Raw genomic sequence first — 17,428 nt, 5'->3', positions numbered from 1 at the left:
AGGAGGAGGAGCTTGAATGAAAAGTCCTTGGCGTTTTTTCTTTATTGTTGAAGCGCTCTTACTGCTTTTTGCGGTATGGCAAATTTTATCTAATCCGCCATTATTATTTTTATTAATACTTGGTGTGACGTGCTTGGTCCTTGTGAACCGAAGTGAGCGCAAGAGCAATTTTAAAAATTTCTTGATGGTCTCAAGTTCCATTGCTATTTTGATCAGTTTGTTAAATAGTCCAGCACTGTGGCTGATGCTGATTTTTGCGATTTTATTTATTGGTTTAAAAGGAGTCGAGATTACCGGAATCGACTTAACTAAAAATTCATTCTGGCGCAAAAAACAAATGATTATCGTTGAAACTGAAGAACCCAAAGCTGATCATCCACTGAAACAAAAGCAGCAATGGTTAGGTAATGAACGGATCGGCAGTCAAGTCTATGAATGGGACGATATCAATTTAGATATCTTGACGGGGGACACTTTTATCGATTTAGGCAACACTTTATTGCCTAAGAAAGAAAACGTCGTGATCGTACGAAAAGGCTTTGGCAGAACTCGTATTTTAGTGCCTGCTGGTATAGCAATCAAATTAGAGCACAGTACTTTTATTGGCTCCGTTATCTTTGAAGGCGAAGAAACGAGCTTGAAAAATGAAAAAGTGACGATCTACAGCCCTGATTATGGCGAAAATAGTCGGCGTTTGAAAATCTTGACGAATACCCTTGTTGGTGATGTTGAGGTGATTCGGGTATGATCGGGAAATTTTCAAGAGGCATGATCGCTTTTTATGCAGGATTAGCAAGTTTTTTCACCATGATTTTGATGCTGTTTTCCTATTTGTATGCCAGTGGGAAAAATAATTGGCTGATAGAAGTCTTTCAAATCAAGCTCTTCTTTATCCCAATCGTCTTTCACTTACTTGTAATATCTGCATTGATTGCTTTAGCTGTCTTTTTACTGATTTCTTTTTTTCGCAACCGTCAATACGGTCCGGTGGAAGAAAAGTTAAGACTGTTAGCCAGCGGCTATATCGATAGCCCTTTATTGGAAACAAAAATCCCCCATGCGTCTGAAAACCATTTGATTGCGAATGTGGATCGTGATATTGCCAGTATCCAATCGAAGATGAAACAGATGTCGATGGAATTACAGCAATTGAATGCGAAACCGCAGTTTGTTGATGGTCAGACAAAAGAAGAGATTTTAGAAGCAGAAAGGCAGCGTCTGGCTCGTGAATTGCACGACTCTGTTTCTCAACAGCTGTTTGCCGCCATGATGATGATGTCTGCACTAAATGAGCAAGCGATTCGAACAGATGCGCCAGAAAGCCAAAAGAAACAGTTAGCTATGGTCACAGACATTATCAATGCTTCGCAATCTGAAATGCGGGCGCTCTTGCTTCATCTACGACCTGTTACTTTGGAAGGGAAGAGTCTAAAGCAAGGAATCGAGCAATTGTTAAAAGAATTAGAGACCAAAATCAAAATTCTATTGACTTGGGATATTGAAGACTTTACGATGCCTAGTTCGATTGAAGATCAACTCTTTCGTGTGATCCAAGAACTCTTATCTAATACACTGCGTCACGCCAAGGCCAATGAGTTGGAAGTTTACTTGCATCGTATTGATAATAACGTGTTATTGCGGGTGATCGATGACGGTGTTGGCTTTGATCCACAAGATCAAAAGGCCGGCAGCTATGGCTTGATGAATATCCGAGAACGGGTAAGTGCCGTTGGCGGAACGTTGAAAATTATTAGTTTTAAAAATCAAGGAACCAGTATTGAAATTAAAGTTCCACTGTTGAAGGAGGCATAAGGTATGATTAAAGTGTTGTTAGTTGATGACCATGAAATGGTTCGTCTGGGGGTCTCTTCTTATCTGTCGATTCAAGACGATATAGAAGTAATTGGGGAAGCGGAAAATGGTCGAGTCGGGTATGAAAAGGCATTGGAATTACATCCAGATGTGATTTTAATGGATTTGGTGATGGATGAAATGGATGGGATCGAATCTACGAAATTGATTTTAAATGATTGGCCCGAAGCAAAAATCATTATTGTCACTAGTTTTATTGATGACGAAAAAGTCTATCCTGCTATTGAAGCGGGTGCGGCAGGTTACCTGTTAAAGACGTCTACTGCTCATGAGATTGCGGAAGCCATTCGTGCAACCCAGCGAGGAGAGCGGGTCTTAGAACCCGAAGTCACCACGAAAATGATGGATCGTTTGACGAATCGGACACCGATCCTACATGAAGATTTGACCAATCGGGAACAAGAAGTGTTACTGTTGATCGCCGAAGGAAAGAGCAATCAAGAGATTGCGGATTCACTCTTCATTACGCTGAAAACAGTGAAGACACATGTGTCAAATATCTTATCAAAATTAGAAGTAGAAGATCGTACACAAGCTACGATATATGCTTTTAAACATGGCTTGATAAAATAAAATCTTAATAATCATACCTCCTCATGGCAAGCAGAGGAGGTTTTTGTTATACTAAATTATGATCTGGTAAAAAAGGAGCGTTTGTGGTGAAGCAAAATTATGCAATAATCGGTCTGGGCCGTTTTGGTGGCAGTATTTGTCGCACGTTGATTGAATCTGGACAAGAAGTACTGGCGATCGATAGCAACGAAGATCGTGTCAATGAGTACATGAATATCGCCACCCATGCGGTGGTCGGCAACGCACAAGATGAGATGACGTTACGTTCATTGGGTATCCGTAACTTTGACCATGTCATTGTTGCGATCGGTGAGGATATTCAAGCCAGCATTTTGGTGACCTTGATGGTCAAAGAAATGGGTGTTCCTAATATCTTAGCGAAAGCCCAAAACGAATACCATGCCCGTGTACTGGAAAAACTCGGCGCAGACCGTGTCGTTCATCCCGAACGTGACATGGGGATTCGCATCGCCCATAATCTAGTTTCCAAAAATATTTTAGATTATATTGAACTATCTGACGAATTTTCTCTAGCAGAGATTCGCGTGTCCAATCCACGCTTTTTCAATAAATCCCTGATTGAGCTGAATTTTCGACAAAAGTATGGTCTGACAGTCGTTGCGATTCGTCGGGGACCAGGACAAGTGATCGTTTCGCCTGATGCAGAGGCGATCGTGCGTGAAAATGACAATTTACTCGTGATCGGCAATACAGATGATGTAGATATACTTGATGAACATATGAATGATTAGGAGTGAAGAAAATGAACTTAACAATAAGTCCTGAAGCAATGCAATGGTTTAAAAAAGAATTGGTGGTAGACCAAGGAAGCGGGATTCGTTTTTTCGGAAAAATTTATGGCAAAACACAAGTGCATGACGGATTTTCCGTGGGAATGTCAGTGGATAAACCAGAACGTCCGATCGTCGAACAAACCATTGATGGCTTGCTTTTTTTTATTGATGAAGCAGACGAATGGTTTTTCAAAGGCTATGATTTAACTGTAGATTATGATGAAACGTTAGATGAACCGAAATATGATTTTAGCGAAGATAAAAAATAATGTGGATTCGGTCACAGCTGACCGATTTCCCACGATTGGCTCTAGGAGATGAAACCGATGTTATCAATTGTTGTACCTTGTTTTAATGAAGAGGCAAGCTTGCCGATTTTCTTTGAAGAAACAGAAAAAGTGAAGAAACACTTAAATATGCCTTTTGAATATATTTTTGTTAATGACGGGTCTTCAGATCAAACTCTGTCTGTTTTAAGAGACTTGTATCACGCCCACCCTAAAAGTGTTCGCTATCTATCTTTTTCGAGAAACTTTGGCAAAGAAGCTGCTCTTTATGCGGGGCTACAAGCTGCTAGAGGCGATTTTGTCACTGTAATGGATGCAGACCTGCAAGATCCCCCGACTCTACTGCCGGAAATGTTTGCGATGCTAGAAGCAAAACCGGAACTTGATTGTGTGGGGACCAGACGGGCAGATCGCAAAGGAGAACCGAAGATCCGCAGTTTTTTCTCAGATGCTTTTTACAATATTATCAATAAGATTGCCGATACCGAAATGGTAAACGGTGCGCGAGATTTTCGTTTGATGCGTCGAAATATGGTTGACGCGGTTTTACAGCTGTCAGAGTACAATCGCTTTTCAAAAGGGATCTTCAGCTGGGTTGGGTTTGACACTGAATACATTGCCTATGAGAATCGGGAAAGGGTAGCGGGTGAGACGTCCTGGTCATTTTGGAAGTTATTCCAATATTCGATTGACGGTATCGTCAACTTTTCAGATACGCCTTTGAATATCGCCTCGTTTATTGGTGCGCTTTCCTGTTTTGGTTCTCTGATTGCTTTGATCTTTATTGTGATAAGAACCTTTATTTTTGGAGATCCGACATCAGGGTGGCCTTCAATGGTCAGTATCTTCTTATTTGTTGGTGGTTTGCAATTGCTTTGTTTAGGGATCATCGGCAAGTATATTGGAAAAATTTTCTTAGAGACTAAAAATAGACCTTTGTACTTCTTGAAAGAAACCGAAAAAGACCAAGAAAAACTACGATAAAATAAAAGTGTACAATCTGAAGGGGCTGCCTTCAACTGTACACTTTTTTTGTGGAAAGAATTTGTTAGTATCCCTTATTCAAGTTTATCTCATTTTTTACAAGTTCTTGTTTCGTTAAAAATTGTTGGAAATTCGCTAAGAAAATATCCATAAATGCCTTTTGAAAATGGGGCGTGTGTCCTGAGATATGAGGAGTAATCAACAGGTTTTCGGTATGCCATAGCGGATCATTTTCTGGTAGAGGTTCCTCTTCAAAAACATCTAGTGCGGCAAATGCCAGCTGCTTTTTCTCTAAAGCCTTTGTTAATGCGGCAGTATCCACGCTAGGACCGCGACCGACATTATAAAATGAAGCGGAAGGCTTCATTTGTGCAAAGAAGGCTTCCTCATACAAATGTGTGGTTTCTTCTGTCAGTGGAAGAATATTGATGATGCAATCGGCGGTTTTTGCGCAAGCGTGTAAGTCAGATAACGCAAACGTTTTTTCAAAACCCGCCACCTCATGGCCGCTTGTATTAATGCCAATCGGATGTACACCAAAAAAGGTTAATGCTTTGGCTAATCTTTGGCCTATTTGTCCCGTACCAACGATCAAAATCTCTTGATCAGATAGCTTTGCATAAGGAATCGTATCCGGTGCCCATTGTTGTTTTCTTTGTTGTTGGATTGCTTGGAAAATCCCGCGGTTTTCCATAAAGAGCAAAGCCAATAAATGGTCTGTAATCGATTCTGCGTGGATGCCACTGCCATTTGATAAGAGAATGTCGTATTTTGCAAACTCTTTTAATGGCAAGGTGTCCACACCAGCCGAAATCGCTTGGACCCATTTCAAATTTGTTTTTTCGGTTAACAGGTGTTCGTTCCATGCTGGTCTCCAACCGATAGTGATTTCTACTTGTGACCAATCAATTGCTTGGTCCTTTGAGTACACGAGAAATTGATAGTCTTTTTCCATTTGTTCCACATAAGTGTCGCGAAAGTTGCGAGTGGCTAAGATTATTTTTTTCATTGCCAAGCCTCCTTGTATCTTAAGTGTAGCAAAGAATGAGAAAAAAGCCATGTTCAATGAATTGAACATGGCATAGATCATTTTTTTAATTGTATTTTTGGGGAATCTTTGACACCTTGTGTAAATAAGAATAGGGAACCAAACAAAATAAAGGTGGTAGCATCAAAGGAAGGCAGCGCTAGTTGTACAATAACACTAATGAGTGTAGGCAATGCAGCACAGACAATGAGAATCTTTAAATTTTCGAAAAAGGTATAAGAGAATAGCTTCAATTTCGTATAGATCGTTGCAATAAAGGTTCCCATGATTAAGGTGATCAGTAAGCTGACAAACGTGGGATATAAGGCGACAAAAAAGACAATGATTTTTATCAGCCATGGGATCGCTTGGTTGGATAAGGTTTCACGAATCGCCTGACCGTTAAGATTACGCAGTGCTGGTTCACTATAATCAAATTCTAATTGGTTTGAGTCTAACATAGACGTTGAGAAACCAGAAGAAGGGATACGAATGACCAGCTGATCTTTTAACAAACCTACTGCGATCACCGAGCCGGTGACATCAGATGCAATATCCGCTGGTGTACGATTGCCATCAGGATCAAAAGTAAAGATGATCGAATCGGTTTGATAGATGAATCCTTGCGTATTTGGAGCGGCAGAAAGCTGTCCATTTTCGATCGTGAAATCAGGAATTGTTTCTCCGATTTTTTGTCCATCTGCTTGCACATCACGAAAGACGCCTAAGACATTGATGGTAATTGGCAAAGCCATCATCACGGCTGCACCTAATAGAAAAACGATCACTTTGGAAAACTCTGCTTTTTTGACGAATTTTAGTTCTGGTATTCGAAAAAAAGCAATTTTAAATAGTTGGACGATAGTCATTTGCTGATAAACTCCTTTGTGGTATAACTAGAGTAATTGTAACGAAGGGTTCTTAGGATTACAAGGAATTCACAAAAAAAGAGCCAAATATCTATTGAATAAGTAAATAAAGTAATGAAAGTAGGCATATGTATGCAAAAGTTAATTGAATACAAACAAATCTTACAACAAAAAAAACTGTGGGAGCCACTCACGTATTTATTTTTTGGTGGTTTGACCACCGTAGTCAATATTGTCGTCTATCTTATTTTTCGTGAAGGGTTTGGTTTTTATTACCAGACAGCGAATGTGATTTCTTGGATCGCTTCAGTTTTATTCGCTTACTTTACAAATAAGTTATGGGTCTTCGAAGCAAAAACAAAAACGAAGCAAGAGTCTTGGGCGGCATTTGGAAAGTTCATTTTTTTTCGCGTTATATCATTAGGCTTGGACATGCTCTGTATGTATTTCTTTATCTCAGTTTTAGCTACCGGCGATCTTGTTGCCAAGCTGGTCACCCAAGTCGTTGTTGTTTTGGCAAATTATGTATTTAGTAAATTTTTGATTTTCAATACGAAAAAAAGTGAGAAAAAGTAAGCATATTTTTTGAACAAAGTCTGATAGTCTGATAATGTTACTTATGTAAACATTATCATTGAGGAGGATTTTTTTATGACTTACACATTACCAGATTTACCTTACGCATACGATGCATTGGAACCATATATTGATGAAGAAACGATGCATTTGCATCATGATAAACACCACAACACTTATGTAACAAACTTAAATGCAGCGATTGAAAAACATCCTGAATTAGGTGAAAAAACAGTTGAAGAATTATTAGCAGACTTTTCTTCTGTACCTGAAGATATTCAAACAGCGGTTCGCAACAATGGCGGCGGCCATGCTAACCACACGTTCTTCTGGGAAATCTTAGGCCCAAATGCTGGTGGCGAACCTACTGGGGCAATCAAAGAGGCAATTGAAGAAACATTCGGCAGCTTTGAAGACTTTAAAGAAGAATTTAAAACTGCTGCAACTGGACGTTTTGGTTCAGGTTGGGCATGGTTAGTCGTTAAAGACGGTAAACTAGCAATCACTTCAACAGCGAATCAAGATTCACCATTGATGGATGGTCAAACACCTGTTTTAGGTTTAGATGTTTGGGAACATGCGTATTACTTAAAATATAAAAATGTTCGTCCAGAGTACATCAATGCTTTCTGGAGTGTTGTTAACTGGGATAAAGTGAACGAATATTTCGCAAAAGCTTAATCAAACTATTAGGAAGAAGCCTGTCTAAGGGCTTCTTTTTTGTTGATGGAAAGAAATTTCGTTATTGCTAACGCTTACATATTCCGCTATAATGAAATCGACGGAATCGTCGGATTATAATTATTGGAGGCTTTACACACTATGGAACATGGGAAAGTAAAATGGTTCAACAACGAAAAAGGGTTTGGTTTTATTACAGTTGACGGTGGCGATGATGTATTTGTTCACTTCTCTGCCATTCAAGGAGATGGTTTTAAATCGCTTGAAGAAGGACAAGAAGTTGAATTTACGATCGTTGAAGGTGCCCGCGGACCGCAGGCAGCGGAAGTAACCAAAGTCTAATTACTTAATTACAGAATCGACTGAAAACCTTGCAGCTAAGCAAGGTTTTTTTCGTCCTAGCTAGTTTCTGGCAAAACCATGAAGGAAAAGAATGAGAAAATTATTTCTTTCCTTCAAGTGAGGGATACTTTCGTTTTGTTTCATTTACATTACATTTTTATTAAAACAAAAGTTTTATAACAAATGAGATTGCTGTATGATATAAATTATGCGAAAATTTAGTCGATTGTTATTTTTATCGGACGAGGTGCAAGATGCGAAAATATCAAAGAATAGTAATAGGAACATTAGGGATTTTAGTCCTGGGAATTATCGGATTAACTGTGTACGGCTTGCAAGTTTATAAAGATACAAGTTCAACTTTTGAACATATTTCTAAACCAGTAGATCGAAAAACAAAAAGGCGTTCAGAAACTGTCAACATTGAAAAAAGAGAACCTTTTTCCATCTTGTTACTAGGAATTGATACCGGAGCTTTAGGAAGGACCGAACAAGGCCGTTCAGACAGCATGATGGTTGTTACAGTAAATCCAGAAAAAAAGCAATCTACGATTGTTAGCTTGGATAGGGATATATTTACTCAAATCGTCGGGTATGGAACGCTAGATAAGTTAAATCACGCATATGCTTTTGGCGGAGAAGCCATGGCAATGGATTCTGTGGAAAATCTTTTGGATATACCGATTGATCATTATGTGACAATCAACATGCAAGGCCTGAGAGATTTGATTGATGCAGTTGGTGGGATCAAAGTAACGAATGATATCGACTTTACGCTAGAGGGGGTTCATGTTCCAAAAGGAAAAATCACTTTAAATGGGAAAACTGGTCTAGCTTATGCACGCATGCGTAAAGAAGACCCAGAAGGAGATATTGGTCGGCAGAAAAGACAACGTGAGGTCGTAACAAAAATTCTAAAAAAAATAATGAGTTTGGACGGAGTCAATAATTATCAGAAAATATTAAAAGCAGTTGAGAAAAATTCAAAGACGGATCTGACATGGGACGATATGCTGGATATCGGAAAAAACTATTTACCGGCTTTTACGACGATTCATCAAGAGCAGCTGCAAGGGGAAGGGCAAATGTTGAATGATGTCTACTATCAGCTTTTAGGGGTCAATCAGCTCTTACACATGCAAAATACACTCAGAGAACAACTGGCCCTCCCTCCAAACAATCAGCTTTCACAAGGAGATGAACATACGCAAGGCTATGTGAACTATCAGTTCTATGATGACAGTGCAGTGTTTTCCGATGGTGAGGATGCGAGTGAATAAAACCATATAGCTGTCTTTCGATCATTTGAGGGTGTGTCGCTTTACACATCTCCTTCAACTGTTTGATAGGATAGCGGAATCGATACATGGGCAACTGCTTGTGTGTCGATTTTTCGTTTATATGAAAGATCCCATCGCTTCAATCGATCTAGTTTTCCACAAAAACTGAAATGTATATCTTGTTTCACGAAATCAACAAATGAAAAAACAGAAGAAAGCTTAAAAAAACAATTTTTTCATGAAAGAGTGAAAATGAAACAATCTATCTGTGAAACATTCAGGCAGATATCGTTGAGTTTTTATAGTTTTTTCTAAGGATTAATGGATATTTTTTGTTTTTTCTGTTTCAGATCGAATTTTTTGGTAAAATAGGACAGTAGTCATTATAGATTGGAAGGATAGATGAGATGAAGAATTTGAAAGATAAAGTTGTCCAAGGGATACGTAAGGGGCCAGAAGAACCAAAGGCCAAATCGTATCGCAAATCTCATGTTCCATTTCGATTGAACTTTTTGTTTTTTATTATATTTGCTTTGTTTGTATCATTGATTGTCCAATTAGGCTATCTACAGATCGTCAATGGCGAAAATATTGAGCAGCAATTGAAAGCTTCATCTGTAGTGGAAGTAAAAGGAAGTGCCCCTCGGGGTATGATTTACGATGCTTCTGGGAAAGCTTTAGTGGAAAATCAAGCCAATGCAGCAATCACTTTTACCCGTGGAAACAAAATGACCGCTCAAGATCTTTTAGAAACGGCCAAAAAATTGAGCGAGTTGATCGAAATGCCAGTCGACAAAAACTTGTCTGATCGAGATCTTAAGGACTTTTGGTTGGCAGATGAAGACAATCTTGAAAAAGCAACTGAACGATTGAGTGATGAAGAGCGTTCTTTAGGTACTTCTGAACAATATGCGGCAACCGTTGAGAAAGTGACTGAAGAAGAAATCAATTTTTCCGATGCCGAATTAGAAGCAGCCACGATTTTCAAGCGGATGAACAGCGCACAATCCTTGAGTACGGTCTTTATTAAGACGTCGGATGTGTCTGACCAAGAATTGGCAGTTGTTGCTGAAAACATGGTCGATTTACCAGGAATCTCCACCGGGACCGATTGGACACGAAAGATCGTTGAAGGAAGTTCTCTGGCTAGTTTGATCGGAACGGTGACCAGTGAAGAACAAGGAATACCTGAAGAAGTTCTAGACGAATTCTTAGAAAAAGGTTACGCACGTAATGATCGCGTTGGACGTAGTTATTTAGAACAGCAATATGAAGAAGTTTTACAAGGAACAAAATCCATCTCTGAAATATCGCTTGACAACAACAACAATATTGAAAGTCAAAAAGAAACCTTTGCAGGCGCAAAGGGGGATAATCTGGTTCTAACACTCGATGCTGAATTTCAAGCGAAAGTTGACAAGATTTTGCAAGACAATTTTCAAAAACTGATTGATTCTGGTGCTGCAGAGTATTCCCCAGGGGTATACGCAGTGGCGTTAAATCCGAAAACCGGCGGTGTCCTTTCCATGTCCGGGTATCATCATGACACGGGATCAAATGAAATGCAGGAAAATGCCATTGGTACCTTTATTAATTCCTTTGTACCAGGGTCCGTCGTCAAAGCAGGAACCTTGGCTGCCGGTTGGGAAAACGGCGTCTTAAACGGCAACGAAGTGCTGCTGGATCAACCAATCAGAATCGGCTCCGATGTAAAAGCTTCTATTTTCAACCCTACTGGGGCAAATAATCGCAATCTTTCTGCGGAGCAGTCATTGGAAGTTTCTTCTAACTCCTATATGATGCAAGTCGCTTTACGTTTGATGGGCATCAATTATCAGTCAGGCATCTCGATTCCAACAGTGGATCGTCAAGGGGATGTCTACGAAAAACTCCGTGCCTCTTTTGCCTCTTTTGGTATGGGAACTGAAACAGGGATCGATTTACCAGGAGAAGCAACTGGTATCAGCACATCCATTGAGAACATGGACCCTGTCAGTGATGGCGGAAAGATCCTCGACTTGGCATTCGGCCAGTTTGATACTTATACGACACTGCAACTGGCACAATATGCAGCAACTGTTGCTAATGGTGGCAAAAGATTGCAGCCTCACATCGTTGACGGAATCTACGACAATGATGAAACAGGCGGACTAGGTTCGCTGATTGAGGACATCGAACCAACGGTATTGAACGAGGTTGGTTTATCAGATGCGCAAATGCAAATTATCCAAAATGGTTTTTACGATGCGGTTCATGGAACGGATGCTTGGGCAACTGCCAAAGGCTTGGCTTCTGCGAAAATGGAAGTCTCTGCCAAAACAGGTACTGCCGAAACACCCATCGTGGATAGTAATGGCAATACCATCAGCTTAGTTAACTTAAACATCGTTGCCTACGGGCCAAGTAGTGATGCGGATATTGCGATTGCGATCGTGATGCCTCAATTAAAAGGGGATACCGATACGCATCCAAATATTCAAATTGCCAAAGAAATCATGGATGCTTACTACGACTTATATATGAAATAAGCATTAAAAATCGCAGTGAAGACTGCGGTTTTTTTGTTTTATAAGAAAATTGATAGAAAACCACCTTTTAGTGAGAAAGACTTGCTATTTTTGAATGATTGGCTTAGAATACTAGCGGTCAAGAGATAATTTTGATTTATACGATAAATAAAAAGATAAACTGATAATAAAAGGGGCCCAAAGCACAATCATGAACAAGGAATGTTTAAGCAAACAAGAACTGATGAAACAGTTGGGACAATTTACACCTGCTGAAAAAAAAGAGATTCGTGAATACTTGCAACGGAAAAATCCATTGCTTTTTCGTAAATTTGAGCGAATGAAACACGATCTTTACCGCTTGGAATCACGGCGTGTCCAATGCGAAATTGAAAATAACGAAAAGGAGTTAGATCTTTTAAACGATAAGATCCTTTTGAAAAAAGAAGATTTTCTTGAGCTGTTATTAGCTATTCGAAAGAAAAGAGGGTAATGGATGGAATTTATTGAACTCGTCATTATCATTGCAATTCTCGTCACGTTATCAAATGTGGCGAGCAAAATATTACCCTCGGTACCGATCTTTTTTATTCAAATCATCTTAGGAATTTTACTAGGTTTAACAGAAATGGGACAGGAAATCGCTTTTGAACCGGAAATGTTTTTAGTAATGATCATTGGACCATTGCTGTTTCGTGAAGGAGAACGAGCAGATGTACCTGAAATCCTCAAAAACAGCAAGATCGTATTGTTTTTGGCTTTTGGCGGCGTTTTAATGACACTGTTTGCTGTCGGCGGAACGCTCCATTGGTTGATGCCCACGATTCCTCTGGCTGCTTGTTTCGCTTTTGGTGCTGCGTTAGGACCAACTGATGCAGTGGCAGTCTCCTCATTAGCAAAACGTTTGAAAATTTCCAAAAACATTATGCACATTCTGGAAGGCGAGGGCTTACTGAACGATGCTTCAGGGGTTACCGCATTGCAGTTTGCTATCGTAGCTTTGACCACCGGGAGCTTTTCAGCAGCCAACGCAGGGTTCCAGCTACTATTCTCTAGTATCGGCGGCGGGCTTGTCGGTTACTTGATCGTGTGGCTGAAACGTCGAATTTTGCGCTTTATTGAAAAAATCTCGGCACAAGATGTCACAGTATACTTATTGATCGAGCTGCTCTTGCCATTTGCTGCCTATTTGCTGGCCGAAATGATCGGGGTCTCAGGGATCATCGCAGCCGTTGTGGCAGGTGTAGCCCAAGCCCAAAGAAAACGACGGATCTCGTTGTTTGATGCAGAGCTGGCGAACATTTCAGAAAGTACTTGGTCGACCATTGTCTTTACATTGAATGCATTGGTGTTTCTTTTTCTAGGAATCGAGTTGTCACAAGTATTTTCACCAATCTGGGAGAGCAATAATTATGCAAACTGGCATCTAGTGATTACGATTTTGGTGGTCACGGCGGTGATCTTCCTCGTTCGTTTTCTCTTTTTGTTGTTTTACTATTGGTTTTTACAGTCAAAAAAACAAGTATCTATGAATCAAGTCGCCTTGTTGACTTTTGGTGGAGTCAAGGGAACAGTCAGTTTGGCAGCCATCTTTATTTTGCCAGTGATGGTGCATGATGCACCTTTTCATGAAAGAGGCTTGCTTCTGTTTTTGACCGCTTGTGTGATCTTACTGACATTGATCATCAGCGTGATGGTCTTGCCATACTTGGCAGATGGGGAAGCTGCCGAAAGCGTCGACTTCAATCACTTGCTGATCTTAGAAGACGTCATCGAACAATTGGAAGCAGAAGAAAAGCAGGAACTATCGGATAAAGGCCGTTTAGCGATCGATGCTGTCATCAATTCCTATGAAAATCGGCGCTGGGAGTTGTATCGCAATAGTTTGACTGATTCAGAAAAACAAGAAATCCAAGAAATTCAAGGATTGATCCTATCGATCGAACAAGACGGCTTGGATGAAGCTTATCGAAATGGGAAAGTCAGCTTAAATGGCTACCGTTTTTATTCACGGTTTATTTCTCAGCAGCAGCATTCCCTCGCAAAACAAATTCTCTCATTCTTTAGTTTTTGGCTCTTCTTTATTCAGCGATTTATCCGTATTTTGATTCATCCTCGCTTGTTTTTACAGCGACAGCAGCAGTTAAAAGCTGCCTTGAAGCAACGAGACATTTCTGAAGTACAAAAAATCTACTTAAAGAACAGTGAATATATTTTTCACAGTTTGAGCAATTTAGAAGATGTCTATGATTCCTCGCTGATCAATTTCTTTATTCGTCAACGAGAAATGAGCATCAAACGATTTGAACACAGCAATTTCATTGAAACGATCATGATCGAGCAAGATCCGATTTTTGTTAAGAAAGTCCTTTGGGGCTATTACCTTGAGCGCAAGACGATCGATGAATATGAAGTGGCTGAGAAAATCTCAACGATTTCTGCAAATGAATACCGACGCAATGTCAATCTGTTAGAATCGTATGCGATGTCTCGAGCAGAAGAACAGCCGAAGCAGCGAATGTTTCGCCGATAATACGTCTCAAGAGGCGCACAACTTGAGGCACGTTTTATGGAGTGTCTTCGTCAGGTTATTCCTAAAAGATGATCAACATCGATGATCCGAGGGAGTAGACTGACGAAGGCATTCTTTTTTTGCAAAAATTGATTTTTTTCTCTCATCGTTTCCGCTGATGAAATGTGGTACAATGAGCGAAGAAAAAACTCAGGAGGGATTCTGTGAAAGAATTAAAAGTAAGTGAATTAACCAAAACATATGGTGAAAAAACACTGTTTGATCAGCTTTCTTTTCTGATACATGAAAAAGATCGAATCGGTTTGATCGGTGTCAATGGCACGGGTAAATCGAGTTTGTTACGGATCTTGGCCGGTTTGGATCGCGGTGATGGCGATCGCCAAACGGTATTTGCCGCCCAAGATTATCGCATCGGTTTCTTGACTCAAGACAATCAGTTACAAGAAGAATTATCTGTTGTAGATGCTGTTTTTCAAGGCACCAGTCCGCTGATTCGCGTTGTTCGTGACTATGAAAAAGCGCTGATTGCCTTAGAGAATAATGGCTTGGATCAACAAACGCAACGGAATTATCAGTTGGCAGAAGAAGCGATGAATAAAGCCGATGCTTGGAATACAGATACAACTGCCAAGATCATTTTACAAAAACTTGGGATCAATGAGTTAGAAAAAAAGGTCAGTGAGTTATCTGGAGGTCAAAAGAAACGAGTGGCTATGGCTCAAGTATTGATCGATGAACCAGACTTGTTGTTATTGGATGAACCGACTAACCACTTAGATTATGATGCGATCCAATGGTTGGAAGGCTATCTAAAAAATTATCGGGGTGCGTTACTGATGGTGACCCACGATCGCTACTTTTTGGATCGAGTCGTTAATCGGATTTTTGAACTGTCTTTTGGCAAGCTGCATGAATATCAGGGCAATTACGAGACGTATCTTCATGCTCGAGCAGAAAGAGAACGTGTGGAGGAGACGCAAGAAGACAAGCGCAAGCAGTTGTACAAACATGAGTTGGCTTGGATTCGCACTGGAGCTAAGGCCCGTACAACGAAACAACAGGCCCGGATCGATCGTTTCGATGATTTAAAAGAAAACCTACACCAAGTAAAACGGAACGGCGAAGTGGCCATTGATGTTGCTACGACACGCTTAGGCAAACAAGTCTTAGAGCTAAAAGATGCGAGTTTCCAGATTGAAAACAAAACGATTTTGTCTCACTTTGATTTGTTGATTCAATCAAGAGAACGATTAGGGATCACAGGAGAAAACGGTGCGGGCAAATCAACGTTGCTCAATATTTTAGCTGGTCGCCTACCTTTAGAAGAAGGGGAGCGTACGATGGGCGTGACTGTGAAAATGGCTTATTATACGCAAACGATTGAAGCAATGAACCCTGATCAGCGAATGATTGCGTATTTGCAAGAAGCAGCCGAGGAAGTGCAAAAAGTGGATGGCTCACAAGTCAGTGTCGCAGAAATGCTGGAACAGTTTTTGTTTCCGCGATCCATGCATGGCACCAAGATCGGCAAGCTGTCTGGTGGGGAAAAACGACGACTATTTTTACTCAAGCTATTGATTGGACAGCCAAATGTTCTCTTGTTAGATGAACCGACCAACGATTTGGATATTGATACCTTGACGATTTTGGAAAGTTATTTGGAAACATTTCCAGGTGCAGTCATCACTGTTTCCCATGACCGCTACTTTTTAGATAAAGTTGCCCAAAAATTGCTGATCTTCGAAGGAAATGGCAGGATTACGTCCTACTTTGGTTCCATCAATGAATATCTAGCAGCCAATACCAATAAAGCTAGTTCGATTGTACTAGAGCCAAAAGAAACAAAAACCGATTCACTTTCTGCTGAAAGTGAGGCGTCTGCTGCAGCGTCTGTCAAAAAGAAACTGAGTTATATGGAACAAAAAGAGTGGGCGACGATTGAAGATGATATCGCGGCATTAGAAGAAAAAGCAGCCGCTTTGACCGAAGAAATGAATCATCAAGGCGCGGACTTTACTAAGCTGCAAAAATTACAGCAAGAAATCAGCGAAGTTGAAACGCAACTGGCAGAAAAAATGGATCGCTGGGAATATCTGAGCGAATTTGTATAGAGTAAAGGAGAGAACGATGGAACAAGCATATTTAGATCTAGGAAGAAAAATATTAGCAGAAGGCAATGATAAAAGTGATCGTACAGGAACGGGAACACGCAGTGTCTTTGGTCATCAAATGCGTTTTGATCTGTCCCAAGGCTTTCCTTTGCTGACAACAAAAAGAGTTCCTTTTGGCTTGATCAAAAGCGAATTACTGTGGTTTCTAAAGGGAGATACCAATATCCGCTACCTGCTGGAACATAATAACCACATCTGGGATGAATGGGCGTTTGAACGCTATATTAAAAGTGATGCTTATACAGGTCCTGATATGACAGACTTTGGTCGCCGTTCATTAGTGGATGAAACTTTCAATGAACAGTATCAACATGAGTTGAAACTATTTTGTGAAAAAATCTTAGCCGATGATGCTTTCGCTGAAACTTTCGGCGATTTGGGCCATGTATATGGGTATCAATGGCGTCATTGGGAAAAAAGTACGGGCGGGTTTATCGATCAAATCAAAGAAGTGATCGACATGATCAAAACGACGCCGGATTCTCGCCGTCTGATCGTCTCCGCATGGAATCCTGAAGATGTACCGACGATGGCGTTGCCACCTTGTCACACAATGTTTCAATTTTATGTGCATGAGGGTCGCTTAAGCTGTCAGCTGTATCAACGCAGTGCCGATGTCTTTTTAGGCGTTCCCTTCAATATTGCTAGTTATGCGCTATTAACGCACCTGATTGCTCATGAAACTGGACTAGAAGTCGGGGATTTTGTCCATACATTAGGCGATGCTCATCTGTACAGCAATCATATGGAACAGATGAAGGAACAGTTGTCTCGTTCGGTACGTCCTGCGCCAACCTTACAGTTAAATCCTGAAAAACAGTCGATCTTTGATTTTGAAATGGAAGATATTACCTTGGCAGGGTATGATCCGCATCCAACGATCAAAGCACCGATCGCAGTTTAAGTGGTTGTTTGGGTTTCATTTCATAAAG

The 17,428-nt window shown here is 40.4% G+C and carries 17 protein-coding genes; 15 read left to right on the top strand and 2 right to left on the bottom strand.

All coding sequences use genetic code 11. The annotated features are described in order from the left end of the window. The first annotated feature begins 16 nt into the window (after positions 1-16). The 6 genes from liaF to IGK61_RS10930 all read left to right on the top strand — a co-directional run bounded on the left by liaF (position 17) and on the right by IGK61_RS10930 (position 4,510). Positions 17-748 (top strand): cell wall-active antibiotics response protein LiaF, encoded by a 732-nt coding sequence (gene liaF, locus IGK61_RS10955; RefSeq protein ID WP_010749367.1) that lies wholly within the window; start codon positions 17-19, stop codon positions 746-748. Beyond that, the gene (locus IGK61_RS10950) at positions 745-1,812 is read left to right on the top strand and encodes a sensor histidine kinase (protein ID WP_005229561.1); all 1,068 of its coding nucleotides are present in this window, start codon (positions 745-747) and stop codon (positions 1,810-1,812) included. The genes liaF and IGK61_RS10950 overlap by 4 nt, the downstream gene beginning before the upstream one ends. A gap of 3 nt (positions 1,813-1,815) precedes the next feature. Beyond that, positions 1,816-2,445: a response regulator transcription factor gene (locus IGK61_RS10945; protein ID WP_074535129.1), complete on the top strand. Its 630-nt coding sequence runs from the start codon at positions 1,816-1,818 to the stop codon at positions 2,443-2,445. A gap of 86 nt (positions 2,446-2,531) precedes the next feature. Continuing rightward, positions 2,532-3,197, top strand: a complete 666-nt coding sequence (locus IGK61_RS10940; protein ID WP_005229566.1) for a potassium channel family protein — start codon at positions 2,532-2,534, stop codon at positions 3,195-3,197. An 11-nt stretch (positions 3,198-3,208) separates the two neighbouring features. Continuing rightward, complete coding sequence (locus tag IGK61_RS10935) at positions 3,209-3,508, top strand: HesB/YadR/YfhF family protein (protein WP_005229567.1); 300 nt, start codon at positions 3,209-3,211, stop codon at positions 3,506-3,508. A 57-nt stretch (positions 3,509-3,565) separates the two neighbouring features. Next, positions 3,566-4,510 carry a glycosyltransferase family 2 protein gene (locus IGK61_RS10930; protein ID WP_074535130.1) on the top strand — a complete coding sequence of 315 codons (945 nt, stop codon included), beginning with the start codon at positions 3,566-3,568 and terminating at the stop codon, positions 4,508-4,510. Between the two features lie 64 nt (positions 4,511-4,574). Here IGK61_RS10930 and IGK61_RS10925 read toward each other — a convergent pair whose 3' ends face one another. Then, complete coding sequence (locus IGK61_RS10925) at positions 4,575-5,570, bottom strand: phosphoglycerate dehydrogenase (RefSeq protein ID WP_081343853.1); 996 nt, start codon at positions 5,568-5,570, stop codon at positions 4,575-4,577. 26 nt (positions 5,571-5,596) lie between these two features. Next, positions 5,597-6,406, bottom strand: a complete 810-nt coding sequence (locus tag IGK61_RS10920; RefSeq protein WP_074535132.1) for a DUF1189 family protein — start codon at positions 6,404-6,406, stop codon at positions 5,597-5,599. Between the two features lie 132 nt (positions 6,407-6,538). Here IGK61_RS10920 and IGK61_RS10915 point away from each other — a divergent pair, with 132 nt between their 5' ends. From IGK61_RS10915 to IGK61_RS10875, 9 genes are all read left to right on the top strand, one after another. After that, a complete protein-coding gene (locus IGK61_RS10915; RefSeq protein ID WP_010749371.1) occupies positions 6,539-6,982 on the top strand; it encodes a GtrA family protein in 444 nt (147 codons plus the stop codon). A 75-nt stretch (positions 6,983-7,057) separates the two neighbouring features. Further along, entirely contained in the window at positions 7,058-7,663 is a 606-nt protein-coding gene (locus IGK61_RS10910; protein ID WP_060792203.1) for a superoxide dismutase, read from the top strand. Between the two features lie 141 nt (positions 7,664-7,804). After that, positions 7,805-8,005 (top strand): cold-shock protein, encoded by a 201-nt coding sequence (locus tag IGK61_RS10905; protein ID WP_005229578.1) that lies wholly within the window; start codon positions 7,805-7,807, stop codon positions 8,003-8,005. 254 nt (positions 8,006-8,259) lie between these two features. Beyond that, positions 8,260-9,285: an LCP family glycopolymer transferase gene (locus tag IGK61_RS10900; RefSeq protein ID WP_074535133.1), complete on the top strand. Its 1,026-nt coding sequence runs from the start codon at positions 8,260-8,262 to the stop codon at positions 9,283-9,285. A 407-nt stretch (positions 9,286-9,692) separates the two neighbouring features. Further along, on the top strand, positions 9,693-11,813 hold the full coding sequence (locus IGK61_RS10895; RefSeq protein WP_074535134.1) for a peptidoglycan D,D-transpeptidase FtsI family protein: 2,121 nt from the start codon (positions 9,693-9,695) through the stop codon (positions 11,811-11,813). A gap of 190 nt (positions 11,814-12,003) precedes the next feature. Next, complete coding sequence (locus IGK61_RS10890) at positions 12,004-12,285, top strand: hypothetical protein (RefSeq protein ID WP_010749375.1); 282 nt, start codon at positions 12,004-12,006, stop codon at positions 12,283-12,285. A 3-nt stretch (positions 12,286-12,288) separates the two neighbouring features. After that, positions 12,289-14,325 carry a cation:proton antiporter gene (locus tag IGK61_RS10885; RefSeq protein WP_010749376.1) on the top strand — a complete coding sequence of 679 codons (2,037 nt, stop codon included), beginning with the start codon at positions 12,289-12,291 and terminating at the stop codon, positions 14,323-14,325. Between the two features lie 203 nt (positions 14,326-14,528). Beyond that, positions 14,529-16,436 (top strand): ABC-F family ATP-binding cassette domain-containing protein, encoded by a 1,908-nt coding sequence (locus tag IGK61_RS10880; protein ID WP_074535135.1) that lies wholly within the window; start codon positions 14,529-14,531, stop codon positions 16,434-16,436. A 16-nt stretch (positions 16,437-16,452) separates the two neighbouring features. Next, complete coding sequence (locus IGK61_RS10875; RefSeq protein ID WP_074535136.1) at positions 16,453-17,400, top strand: thymidylate synthase; 948 nt, start codon at positions 16,453-16,455, stop codon at positions 17,398-17,400. Positions 17,401-17,428: the final 28 nt, after the last annotated feature.

The sequence above is a fragment of the Enterococcus sp. AZ063 genome (assembly GCF_051715045.1).
Classification (GTDB): domain Bacteria; phylum Bacillota; class Bacilli; order Lactobacillales; family Enterococcaceae; genus Enterococcus_D; species Enterococcus_D casseliflavus.
This window is presented reverse-complemented; position numbering and strand designations above follow the sequence as displayed.

Excerpts from the sequence above, each read along its gene's own strand:
- IGK61_RS10890 (WP_010749375.1), top strand. The coding sequence starts at position 12,004 with ATGAACAAGGAATGTTTAAGCAAACAAGAACTGATGAAACAGTTGGGA.
- liaF (WP_010749367.1), top strand. The coding sequence starts at position 17 with ATGAAAAGTCCTTGGCGTTTTTTCTTTATTGTTGAAGCGCTCTTACTG.
- IGK61_RS10915 (WP_010749371.1), top strand. The coding sequence starts at position 6,539 with ATGCAAAAGTTAATTGAATACAAACAAATCTTACAACAAAAAAAACTG.
- IGK61_RS10885 (WP_010749376.1), top strand. The coding sequence starts at position 12,289 with ATGGAATTTATTGAACTCGTCATTATCATTGCAATTCTCGTCACGTTA.
- IGK61_RS10935 (WP_005229567.1), top strand. The coding sequence starts at position 3,209 with ATGAACTTAACAATAAGTCCTGAAGCAATGCAATGGTTTAAAAAAGAA.
- IGK61_RS10930 (WP_074535130.1), top strand. The coding sequence starts at position 3,566 with ATGTTATCAATTGTTGTACCTTGTTTTAATGAAGAGGCAAGCTTGCCG.
- IGK61_RS10900 (WP_074535133.1), top strand. The coding sequence starts at position 8,260 with ATGCGAAAATATCAAAGAATAGTAATAGGAACATTAGGGATTTTAGTC.
- IGK61_RS10905 (WP_005229578.1), top strand. The coding sequence starts at position 7,805 with ATGGAACATGGGAAAGTAAAATGGTTCAACAACGAAAAAGGGTTTGGT.
- IGK61_RS10910 (WP_060792203.1), top strand. The coding sequence starts at position 7,058 with ATGACTTACACATTACCAGATTTACCTTACGCATACGATGCATTGGAA.
- IGK61_RS10920 (WP_074535132.1), bottom strand. The coding sequence starts at position 6,406 with ATGACTATCGTCCAACTATTTAAAATTGCTTTTTTTCGAATACCAGAA.
- IGK61_RS10875 (WP_074535136.1), top strand. The coding sequence starts at position 16,453 with ATGGAACAAGCATATTTAGATCTAGGAAGAAAAATATTAGCAGAAGGC.
- IGK61_RS10925 (WP_081343853.1), bottom strand. The coding sequence starts at position 5,570 with ATGGCTTTTTTCTCATTCTTTGCTACACTTAAGATACAAGGAGGCTTG.
- IGK61_RS10895 (WP_074535134.1), top strand. The coding sequence starts at position 9,693 with ATGAAGAATTTGAAAGATAAAGTTGTCCAAGGGATACGTAAGGGGCCA.
- IGK61_RS10945 (WP_074535129.1), top strand. The coding sequence starts at position 1,816 with ATGATTAAAGTGTTGTTAGTTGATGACCATGAAATGGTTCGTCTGGGG.
- IGK61_RS10950 (WP_005229561.1), top strand. The coding sequence starts at position 745 with ATGATCGGGAAATTTTCAAGAGGCATGATCGCTTTTTATGCAGGATTA.